This window comes from Sphaerobacter sp. (assembly GCF_019683595.1).
Classification (GTDB): Bacteria; Chloroflexota; Chloroflexia; order Thermomicrobiales; family Thermomicrobiaceae; genus Sphaerobacter.
Map to the genome: position 1 here is coordinate 1 of NZ_JADGHZ010000125.1, position 10921 is coordinate 10921.

Genomic DNA, 10921 nt, shown 5'->3' on the forward strand with positions numbered 1-10921 from the left:
CCCGCCCCCCCCCCCCCCTCACCCTGGGGGCCGCGGGGGCCGGCGGGCCGCCGGCCCCGGCTCCGCTCAGGATGACGGCGACCGGGCGACGGGGTTGGCTCCGGTGGATCTCGGCAATTCGCCAAACTCCATGATTTATGCACCCTGGAGACAGGGAGGGACGATGGATCAACTGGTGAATGGCCCAGGACGCCGCTCGGCGTCTCGCGAGAGTGGTGTGCTGGCTGAGCACGCGTGTCACGCGATCAAGCGCAGCATCATCCCCTGCGAGCTCGAACCAGGACAGCAGGTGACCGAGGAGCAGCTCGGCACCCGGGTCGGGGTCGGGCGCGCGGCAGTCAGGACGGCCCTGAAGCGGCTCTACCAGGAGCGCCTGATCCACGGGCTGTCGCGCAACCGGCACGTGATCGCGCCGATCACGCTCAAGCATGTCAACGAGCTTTTCGACGTGCGCCTGCCCCTCGAACCACCGGCGGCGCGGATGGCAGCGGCCCGGATCGACGCCGAGCTGCTCCGGCGGCTCGAGGAGCTGTGCGGCACACGCTACGAAATCGGCAATCGCGAGAGCGCTGCGGAACGTAGCGGCGTTGCGCCTGCGGGGCAGGTCTGGCATAACTCGGATGTGGGGCGCCGTCCTCTTCGGTGCTCCGGGTTCGTCTGTTGCGCCACCACCGGGAGCCCTGCCGTGCATGGAGAGTACAAAACCCCCGGAGGAAAGCTGGTGGTCGTCGACTGCGAGGTGCGTGACGGCCGCGTCGTCGACGCCCAGGTCAGCGGCGACTTCTTCCTCGAACCGGCCGAGGCGCTGACCGCCATCACCGCCGCGATCGAGGGGATGCCCGCCGACCTCGATGAGGAGGCTATCGCCGCGCGTGTCCGCGCCGCCCTCGCGCCCGACGTCGCCATGATCGGGTTCAGCCCGGAGGCGGTGGCGCGCGCCGTCCGAAGGGCACTGGCATGAGCGTCCATTCCCGCTGGTCCGCCTACCGCTGGCACTTGATCCGGCCGATGCCGGTGGCCTCGGTCGTCAACCACGCGCTCGACGAGGTACTCCTCCGCCGCGTCGGCGCCGGGGAGCGCCAGCCGACGCTCCGCTTTTGGGGACGGATCGAGCCGGAGGTCGTGATCGGCCGCTTCCAGTCGGTGCGCAACGAGGTCGATGAGGAAGCGGCCCGCCGCTACGGCGTCCAGATCACGCGCCGCCTCACCGGCGGCGGCGCGATGTTCGTCGAGCCCGAGAACATCATCACCTACTCCATCTACGCCCCGCTGGAACTGGTGTCCGGCATGTCGTTCGTCGAGTCGTACGCCTTCCTGGATGAGTGGGTGATCGAGGCGCTCCGCTCGCTCGGGATCGACGCCTGGTACGAGCCGATCAACGATATTACGTCCAGTGGAGGCAAGATCGGCGGCGCTGCCCAGGCCCGCCGCTTCGGCGCGGTGCTCCACCACGCCACGCTCTCCTACGACCTCAACTCCGACCGCATGCTCGAGGTTCTGCGCATCGGCAAGGAAAAGCTGAGCGATAAGGGCATCACCAGCGCCGCCCGGCGCGTCGGTCCCCTGCGCCAGCAGACCAACCTGCCGCGCGACGTGATCGTCGAGCGGATGATCGAGACCTTCGCCCAGCGCTGCGGCGGTTTGGAGGAGGACGAGGTGTCCGAGGAGGAGATGGCGGAGGCCGGTGAGCTGATCCGCACCAAGTACGGCACCCGGGAGTGGACCTACACCCTTCCGTAGCGTCCGACGAGCCACTTCGCCGAAGATGTGATACGGTGGAAATCGCGACCCTCTCCCCCTTCCGCGGTCGCGCCGCGTGACCCATGTGCGTCACGAGACCCCGGCGAGTGCATCGGGTAAGTGACACAACAAACCGTACGTAAGGAGGTCAAGCGTGCTCGACGCCCCGCTGCGAGTGCTCGGCTGGCCTGCGTACCGTAACCGGCCGTACAACCCCTACAACTGGCTGCTGTCGACCAACCTCACCGCGTACGACCCACACGTCGAGGTCGAAGAATTCACGCCACGGCGGCTGGTCCTGGAGCACTGGGACGTCTGGCACATGCACTGGCCCGAAAAGTTCCTGCGTATCACCCGGCGAGCGGAGATGCTGACCAAGGTCGCCACCCTGGCCGCGCTGATACAGCTCGCCAAGCGCAAGGGCATCCGGCTCGTCTGGACGATCCACAACCTGGCGTCGCATGAGCGGTTGTACCCCAGCGTCGAGCAGTGGCTGCGCGAGTGGGTCGTCGACCAGATCGACGGCGCCATCGCCCTGAGCGCCAGCAGTGCGGAAGCCGCCCGCAAGCGCTTCCCGCGCCTGCGGCATTTGCCGCTCGTCGTGATCCCCCACGGGCACTACATCGACGTCTATCCCAACCGGATCGGGCGCGCGGCGGCGCGCGCCAGGCTTGGTCTGGAGCCGGAACACCGGGTGATGCTCTTCGTGGGGCAAGTCCGCCGGTACAAGAACGTGACGCATCTGATCGAGTGCTTTCGCCACCTGGCGGACCCCAACCTGCGCCTGGTCGTCGCCGGGCTGCCCAACGACCCCGAGCTCGCCGCCGAGGTCCGAGCCGCCGCGGCGCTGGACCCGCGCGTGCAGACGCACCTGACGCTGATCCCGGACGAGCGGATTCAGGTCTTCCTGAATGCCGCCGATCTGGTTGTCTTGCCGTACACGGAGATCCTGAATTCCGGCTCGGCCCTGCTGGCACTCTCGTTCCGTCGACCGATCCTCGTGCCCGAGCGCGGGTCGATGGCGGAGTTGCGGCAGCGCTTCGGTTTGCCCTGGGTTATGACCTACGAGCAGCCGCTGAGTGCGGAAACGCTCCAGTGCGCCCTGCGGACCCTGGAGACAACTCCGGCCGACGGGAACGCCCTGGAGCGCCGGCTGCGCCAGGAAGTCGGGTGGGACAAGATCGCGGCCGAGACGCTCGCCTTCTACCGGTCGCTGCTCGACCGCGACCCGATTGCGGTGCCGGGCGCCTGGCAGCCCGTGCCGGCGCCCGTCGCCCAGGATGGTATCAGCCAGCCACGAGCCGCCGAGACAGCATCCCGGCGTTGACCGTCGCCGTCGCGTCAAACAGCGTGGCCGGCAGGCCGAGCTCGTTCTGAAGGAACGAGGTGAAGGCCGCCAGATCCTTCGGTAGGCACTCGTCGTCGAACCCGAGGCGGTCCGGCTTCACGGTCAACTCCTCGTTGGCCTCGCCGTCGCCGATGCGCGGGTCGAGCTCCAGCCCACGCTTGACCACGTCGTAGTCGATGCCCAGGATCTGGCAGGCATCCCACACCTCGTGCATGAAGGAGATCTTCAGCGCGAGGAAGGTGTTGGCGGCGTACTTGATCATCTCGGCCGTGCGGGTGTCGGTCAGGACGAACTCGACGTCGGGATCGAGCACCGCCCGGTAGACATCGGCTACCCGCTCGGCGATGCCCGGCTCATCCGCCCCGATCACCACGCGGTACGGATGGCGTGCGTCATCGAAGGCGCGGTGAGCCCGCAGAAACTCAGGGTTCGATGCGAATCGGACGCCCGGATACTGCTCCTGGAGCGCGCGCACGGTGCCCGGCAGGACCGTCGAGCGCATGGCGATGATCTGGTCCGGGCGCAGGATGGGCGTGATCGTCCCGAGCACCTCGTGCACGATGGTCAGGTCGTTCTTCCCGAGCACGGTCGGCACCGGGACAGCCATGAAGATCACATCGCAGTCGGTGAGGACTGTCGGATCCTCGTATCCCTTCGGAGGGTCGTAGATCGCTGGGTTGTCGAAGAGCCCTGCGGTCGCCGCACCGACGACACCGTAACCGATGACACCGACACGTGCTTGCACCATCGAGCACCTGCCCTTCTGTTGATATGGACGGAATCCCAGTGTCCCCGGCGAAGCAGCAACCATCCCGCCTGCCGGCAGCAGGCACCCCTTGGCACGCCGGATTGCTTCGTTACGCAGGCAGCGCGCCACGCCAGTCCGACATGGTCGTCCCGGGCCGTCGGCGAAACCGGCAGGGCGTAGGACGGGCGCTGATTCCCGGCTACCGGGATAGCAAGACGAGATTGGTTCCCTTGCGTGCCGCGGCGCTGGACGGGGTCGACCTTCCGGAAGGGGTAGCTCCGGCGGCCTCATGACCCCTCGGCCGCGAGCGGGTACCGGCCATGATCATAACCGCACCGAGCGCAGGTTGTCAAAACGAAGCCAGTACATGCGTTCCATGGGGGAGCCTCGGCCCACGGGCCGGGCAATCGCCCGGCCCGTGGGCCGAGGCGTAGGTGCGGTTGGGCAAAGGTTGCTACCCGCTACGGCTCCCCAGGCAGCGGCGGCGCGCTCGCGGGCGCTCGGCGGTGCCCGGTTCCCTGCTCGAAGGCGTAGGCGTACCGCAGGAGGTTCGCCTCGTCGTACGGCTTGCCCAGAAACTCGATCCCAACGGGCACGCCGTCGGGGCTGAACCCGGCCGGGACCGAGATCGCGGGCAGGTCGGTCTGTGAGCCGATCAGGGTATTGGTTGGGAAGCTCAGCACCGGCCAGCGACCGGCCTGCACGTCGGCACGGAGCGGCGGGAGCACCTGCACGTCCGGGAAGACGAGCGCGGCGAGCTGGTGGTCGGCCATCAGCTTCAGCAGTTCACGGCGGAAGACCTCGCGCTGGGCCAGCTTACGGAAGTAGTCCTCTCGGTCCTCCGGCACCTCCGGCGCCTCTTCCGCGATTTGGATGAAGAGATCCTGGCGCGGGTGATACTGTCCCGCCGCGTAGATCTCCTGCACCGAGCGCATCGCCGCCGAGGGCCGAGCCGCCAGGAAGCGGTTGAGGTCGTACTTCGAGCGGTGGAGGTAGAGCGAGGTCTCGGCGATGTACTCCTGCAGCGTGGGGAGGCGCACCGGGTCGACGACCTCGGCCCCGAGCCGCCGCAGGTCGGCGATGGCCTGCTCGATGACCCGATTGACCGGTCCCGAGTCCGGGTCGTCGTCGGCGCCGAACGCATCACGCAGCACGCCGAGCCGCACGCCGCGCAGCGCATCCGGCGTGAGGCCGGCCGCATAGCCACCCGCCGGGCGGCGCTCCAGGAGAGCCGCGACGGTATAGGGATCCGAGGGATCATAGCCGACGAGGGTGTCGAGCAGAATCGCCGCGTCCCGGACGGTGCGCGCCATCGGGCCCGCGGTGTCCTGGAACTCGACCAGCGGCGAGCAGCCGGTGCGGCTGATCAGGCCGGTCGTGACGCGGAGCCCTACGAGGTTGTCGAACGATGCGGGCACCCGGATCGACCCGCCGGTGTCCTCGCCGATGCCGACGGCCCCGAGGTTCGCGGCCACCCCGGCGCCGGTACCGGCACTGGAGCCACCCGGGTCGCGTTCGAGCACGTACGGGTTCTTCGTCTCGCCGCCCGACGAGGAGAACCCAAACCAGGAGGTCGCGAAGTCGGGCAGGTTGGTCTTGGCGAGGATCACCGCCCCCGCGGCGCGGAGTCGCGCGACGATCGTGGCGTCGGACTCGGGCACATAGTCCTTCAGCGCCGCGGAGCCGAACGTGGTCGTGAGCCCGCGCGTTTCAAGCTGGTCCTTCACCAGCACCGGGATGCCGTGGAGCGGGCCGATGAACTCGCCGCGCTCGCGAAACGCGCGGTCGGCGGCGTCGGCCTCATCGAGGGCGTTGGGATTGACGGTGACGATGGCGTTGATCGCGGGACCCTGCTTGTCCAGCGCGTCGATCCGGGCAAGGTAGAGCTCGACGAGCTGGCGGCTGGTGAGCTGGCCTGAGCGGAAGGCGGCGTGGATGTCGTCGATCGTCGCCTCCTGCAAGCGGAAGGAAGGAGCCGCCATAGGAGACCTCCTCTCAGTCACCTGCGGGGCAGCGCGAGCGGGACGATGACCGCGGCGTGCCGTCAGCCGCACCGGAGCGGCGGCCACGGGCGCCGACGCGGGTGCCGGTCAGCACCGCGGAATGCCCACAGGTTCGACTCCAAACGGTCCCTGCCGCAGTCTAGTGCTCGGAATGCGCCAGGTCAATCACCGAGGATGACGGCGTACGTGGGGCACGCGCCGCCCACACTACTCCATCGGCAGGCGCCAGATGCCGTACTCGTTGTAGAGGTAGACGCTCTGCTCGTCGGAGGAAAAGCCGACGATGGGGAGCAGGCCACGCCCGCGGTAGAGCCGGGTCCAATCCCCACCGGTGCCGTAGGGGCGGATACGCAGTTCCCAATCGCCCAAGACGAAGCGGGAGTTGCCCCGGCCGAACGCCAGGCACAACGTCCATTGGTCGTTCGGAGAGGCGCCGGAGCAGCGATCGTCCCGGATGTAGACGTCGTCGCTCCAGGTTCCCGGGGGATCCCCTTCCACGGGGGTAACCTCGCTGTTGGTCAGGTCGACGATCGCCGCACCGGCGTCGGACTGGAGGAGCAGGCGCGAGCGGTCGTCCGCGATCCGCACCTGCATGGCCGTCAGGTCCGTCGTGCCTTCGAGCGGCAGCGGGATCGTCCGGCCGTCGCGGAGGTCGGTCAGCGTGAGCGGGCTCCCGCTGTGCAGCACGTAGCGAGCCTCGTAGCGATAGCGATCGCCGGTGTACTCGGTCGGCACGGGGGTCGAGATGACGATCAACCGGGCCTCGTCGGGTCCGGCGATCTGCTCAGCCGCCGCACCCGGCACGATGCCGAGGCGATGACCGAGGCTGAGCCGGATGTCGGGGCGTAGGTAGAAGAAGACGAGGAGGATGAGTGCGACGACGGCCAGGGCAATCAGGACACGCTTGATCCGCCGCTCCGTGCGGCTCGGGAGATACTCCATTTCGCTCCTTGTCGGACGGCCGGCACCGGGTGCTAGCCGAGCAGCCGCGATCCGGTACCGCGCCGCCGGCGGGACTCCTCATCAATCGCCTGGAGGTCTGCCGGCGTGAAGAGGTACTGGATGAGCGCCGGGCCGTGCCGGCCCGCAGCCGCCGGGCGGTATCCGCGGAGGAGGATACCATCCTCGGACTGCAAGAGGATGACGTCCTGGATGTTGTTCATGTCGATGTAGCGGCCGATGGCGCGCAGGATATCCTCGTACCGATAGAGCCCCTCGCGGTTCTCCACGTTCTCCAGCCCTCGCTCCTCATTCCGCGCCCGGCTCGGCCATGGTTACGCACGGACGCGCGTGCGCTTATTCGCCACATAGTCCACCAAAATATACTCTCCCAGGTGGTCTGGTGTCGCGAAGAAGGCACGACCTCGGTTGATCTTCGCCATCTCACTGACGAACCCCGCCATGTACGGGCTGCGCTCGAGCATGAAGGTGTTGATCACGATCTGCTCGCGGGTGCAGCGCGCCACCTCCTTGAGCGTCTCCTGCAGCGTCTGGTACGTCGGCGGGTAGGAGAAGCGCACCTGCGTACCGTCGAAGTGCGCCGTCGGCTCGCCGTCGGTGATGACGATGATCTGCTTGTTGCCGCCCTTGTGCCGGCCGAGCAGTTGCCGCGCCAGCATGAAGCCGTGCTGCATGTTGGTGCCGTAGTTGTACTCGTCCCAACTGATCCCGGGCAGCATCGACGGCTTCAGTTCGGTCGCCACGTAGGAGAACCCGACGATGTAGAGGTTGTCGCGCGGGAACTGGGAACGGATCAGGCTGTCGAGCGCCAGCGCGACCTTCTTGGCCGCCGTGAAGCAGCCGTTGTAGAGCATCGACCGGCTCATGTCGACCATCAGCACGGTCGACGACTGGGTGACCAGCTCGGTGCGGAACACCTCGAAGTCGTCCGGCTGCAGGCGCACCGGGCTGCCCGCGCCGTCCCGGTAGACCGCATTCATGACGGTCTTGGGCAGGTGCAGGAGGAAGGGGTCGCCGAACTCGTAGGGCTTGGTGTCGTCGGTGCGCTCGCCGCCGCGCCCGGAGCGGTCGAGCTGGTGCTGACCGAAGCGATCCTTCTTGAGGTGCTGGAAGATGTCCTGCAGCGCCTTCTGCCCGATCTTCCGCACCCCACGTGCGGTCAGCTCGAAGCCACGGCGCGTGCGCTGGATGTACCCGGCGTCCTCCAACAGCTTGGTGAGCTGCCGGAGCTGATCCAGGTCCTGCGCCACGTCGTCGCCGAGCAGCTCCCGGATCTTGTCGTGGTCCACATGTTCCAGGTCGCGCCAGTCGCGGACGCCCCGCAACTGGTCCTCGACCTCCTCCATCTCGCGCAGGCGCTCCATGAGCCGCATGGCTTCGCCCAGCGTGAGCTCCTCGTCGCCGCTGAGGGAGAACTCGCGGTGGTACGGGTTGTTCGGCATGAGCTGAGCGAGGTTCTCCCCGAGCTGGGCCAGCTCCTGCTGGATGCCCGGGTCGCTGAGGACGGCGTCCAGCGCCTCCTGCAACTGGGCGCGCATCTCCGGCGTCATCGAGTCGAGCAGGCTCTGCATGGCGGCCATCTGCCGCGCCAGGTGGTCGAGCAGCTCGTCCAGGCTGTTGATGTTCTGCCCGAAGTAGTGCCCGTACTTGTGCATGAAGCGCTCGAAGTCGGGCTCCCCGCCGCGCGCACGCTCCTCGAGCATCTCGTTCAGCTCGTGGAGCATCTGCTGCATGTCGGCGATGTCCTCCGGGGTCATCTCCTGGAGCGCCTGCTGCATCCCCTGGAAGGTCTGCTGCAGCATCTGCTGCTGCAGCATCGCCAGCAACTCCTGGAACTTCTGCCGGGCGCTCGGATCCATGAACTCGTAGTCCTGCAGGGCCTTGATCCGCCCGGCGGGATCGGGCGGCAGCGAATCGAGCACCTCGCGGTTGCGGGCGGCCATGCGCTCCAGCAGCCGGTGCAGGTTCTCGTCGTAGCCCTCGTCGTCCTCACCGGACTCGCCGGACTCACCCGACTCACCGGCCTGGCCCTGCTCCCCGGTCGCACCGGATTCCCCGGCTTGACCCTGCTGCGACCGCGAGCCGGCCTGGGACTGTTGCTCCAGCCGCTGGCGCCCCTGCTCCAGGCGCCGCTCGATCCCGGCGCGCTCGGTTTCGATCACGTCGTCCAGCCGGCGGTTGATGTCCTCCAGCACCGACCCGAGGTCGTACCGGTTCATCTCCCGCTCGCGCATCTGGCGGATGCGCTCCAGCAGGTCGCGCATCCCGCGCATCCCCTGGCCATCGCGCTGGTCGGTGCCCCAGCGGAAGAGCCGCTGCAGGGCGCGCGTCAGGTCGCCGTCCGCCAGCACGTCGTCGGAGATGGCGTCCATGATCTGGTCGGCGTCAAGCGGATCGATCCGCTGCGTGCCGTCCCAGCGGAAGTAGCGGTGTGCGTAACTGTAAGCATTCATGATGATCTATCCCCGGTAGCGCACACCTGTGCGTCCACCCGTGTCCTTGTTCAGCCGGCGGTTGAGATGCAGCCCTTCGAGCACGAACTCGACGGCGGACGCGATGGCGGTGGGATTGCCCGCGGCGCCGAGCCGGGCCGCCGCCTCGCGGAACCCGTCGATGTGGGAGACCTGATGCACGTAGTTCATCGCCGGCATCATGTCTGATGTCTCCACGGTCAGGCCGTTCTCGAAGGCGAGTACCAGGTCGTCGAAGTCGCGTACGGAGAAGTAGCGGTTGAACGTGGTCAGCACCGCCCCCTGCATCAGCTTGTCGACGATGCGGTCCTCATTGACCTCGCCGAGCGCTTCCAGCTCGATCTTCCCGGTCGTTGAGGCGATCGCGGCGTGCAGGTCGCTGATGCGCGGCACCGCCTGCTTCTCACCCAGGCGAATCGCGCGCTTGACGGCGTTGCTGATGACGTTCTCATAGTTGGAGATCGACATGCGCACGCTGACGCCGGAGCGCTGGCTCACGTCGTGGCTGCGCCGGGCCAGGTGCGTGATCTCGGCCACCACCTCGCGCATGAAGTCGGGCACCATCACCTCGACGCCGTCGGTGTCGAACTGTCGCCGCTCCTGCTCCATGATCTCGATCTCAAGATCGATCGTCTCCGGATAGTGCGTCCGGATCTGCGAGCCGTAGCGGTCCTTGAGCGGGGTGATGATGCGCCCGCGGTTGGTGTAGTCCTCCGGGTTGGCGCTTGCCACGATGTAGACATCGAGCGGCAAGCGAATCCGGTAGCCGCGGATCTGGACATCCCGCTCCTCCAGGATGTTCAGCAAGCCGACCTGGATGCGCTCGGCCAGATCGGGCAGCTCGTTGATGGCGAAGATGCCCCGGTTCGTCCGCGGGATGAGCCCGTAGTGGATGGTCAACTCATCGGAGAGATAGCGCCCCTCGGCCACCTTGATCGGGTCCACCTCGCCGATCAGGTCGGCGATGGTGGTATCCGGCGTCGCCAGCTTTTCCGCGTAGCGTTCCTCCCGGCGGATCCAGACGATCGGGGTCTCGTCACCCTTCTCGGCGATCAGATCGCGGGCGTAGCGGCTGATCGGCGCAAAAGGGTTGTCGTGGATCTCGCTCCCGGCGACCGCCGGGACCTCCTCGTCGAGGAGGTTGACGAGGCTCCGGGCCATCCGGGTCTTGGCCTGCCCGCGCTCGCCGAGGAAGATGATGTCCTGCCCGGAGAGGATGGCGTTTTCCACCTGCGGGATCACCGTTTGATCGTAGCCGATCACGCCGGGGAAGATTGGCTCTCCGGTGCGGAGCTTCTGGATCAGATTCTTACGCATCTCCTCCCGGACAGAGAGCACCTGATAGCCGCTCTCCCGAAGTTCGCCGAGGGTCCGCGGCTTAGTCATAGCGTTCATGCTCCTTCGTAGGGTACTGAGGGGTGGCTCGGAACGCCCCTGACTCTCGCAAGGGCCGCTCCAAAGATGTCGACGTCGCCGTGTCGCGGCGACTCAATGGTACTACCGGTGACAACGATGTCAAAGGCGGGGAGAAGCGTCAGACGTCATGCGTCATGCGTCATCCGTGATGCGTGTTGCGTGTTCCGTGTTTCGTCTTTCTCCCCTCTCCCCTGGTGGGCTCCGTCCGAGAGGGGTCGGGGGTGAGGGGGAAAGT

Annotated in this window: 9 protein-coding genes; 3 read left to right on the plus strand and 6 right to left on the minus strand. The window is 67.4% G+C overall.

Annotated elements, in window-relative coordinates:
* Nucleotides 1-163: 163 nt before the first annotated feature.
* The 3 genes from IRZ30_RS12405 to IRZ30_RS12415 all read left to right on the plus strand — a co-directional run bounded on the left by IRZ30_RS12405 (nucleotide 164) and on the right by IRZ30_RS12415 (nucleotide 3067).
* On the plus strand, nucleotides 164-961 hold the full coding sequence (locus IRZ30_RS12405; protein WP_294085555.1) for a GntR family transcriptional regulator: 798 nt from the start codon (nucleotides 164-166) through the stop codon (nucleotides 959-961).
* Entirely contained in the window at nucleotides 958-1740 is a 783-nt protein-coding gene (locus IRZ30_RS12410) for a biotin/lipoate A/B protein ligase family protein (protein ID WP_294085557.1), read from the plus strand. The genes IRZ30_RS12405 and IRZ30_RS12410 overlap by 4 nt, the downstream gene beginning before the upstream one ends.
* A gap of 154 nt (nucleotides 1741-1894) precedes the next feature.
* Entirely contained in the window at nucleotides 1895-3067 is a 1173-nt protein-coding gene (locus IRZ30_RS12415) for a glycosyltransferase (protein WP_294085560.1), read from the plus strand.
* Here the strand turns inward: IRZ30_RS12415 and IRZ30_RS12420 are convergent.
* The 6 genes from IRZ30_RS12420 to IRZ30_RS12445 form a co-directional block, all read right to left on the minus strand.
* Nucleotides 3027-3836, minus strand: a complete 810-nt coding sequence (locus IRZ30_RS12420) for a hypothetical protein (protein ID WP_294085562.1) — start codon at nucleotides 3834-3836, stop codon at nucleotides 3027-3029. The genes IRZ30_RS12415 and IRZ30_RS12420 overlap by 41 nt on opposite strands.
* 461 nt (nucleotides 3837-4297) lie before the next feature.
* A complete protein-coding gene (locus IRZ30_RS12425; RefSeq protein WP_294085563.1) occupies nucleotides 4298-5818 on the minus strand; it encodes an amidase in 1521 nt (506 codons plus the stop codon).
* A gap of 228 nt (nucleotides 5819-6046) precedes the next feature.
* On the minus strand, nucleotides 6047-6781 hold the full coding sequence (locus tag IRZ30_RS12430; RefSeq protein WP_294085565.1) for a hypothetical protein: 735 nt from the start codon (nucleotides 6779-6781) through the stop codon (nucleotides 6047-6049).
* 32 nt (nucleotides 6782-6813) lie between these two features.
* Nucleotides 6814-7068, minus strand: a complete 255-nt coding sequence (locus tag IRZ30_RS12435; protein WP_294085567.1) for a hypothetical protein — start codon at nucleotides 7066-7068, stop codon at nucleotides 6814-6816.
* 45 nt (nucleotides 7069-7113) lie between these two features.
* Nucleotides 7114-9252 carry a VWA domain-containing protein gene (locus tag IRZ30_RS12440; RefSeq protein WP_294085568.1) on the minus strand — a complete coding sequence of 713 codons (2139 nt, stop codon included), beginning with the start codon at nucleotides 9250-9252 and terminating at the stop codon, nucleotides 7114-7116.
* Between the two features lie 6 nt (nucleotides 9253-9258).
* Nucleotides 9259-10656, minus strand: a complete 1398-nt coding sequence (locus tag IRZ30_RS12445) for a sigma 54-interacting transcriptional regulator (RefSeq protein ID WP_294085570.1) — start codon at nucleotides 10654-10656, stop codon at nucleotides 9259-9261.
* Nucleotides 10657-10921 lie beyond the last annotated feature (265 nt).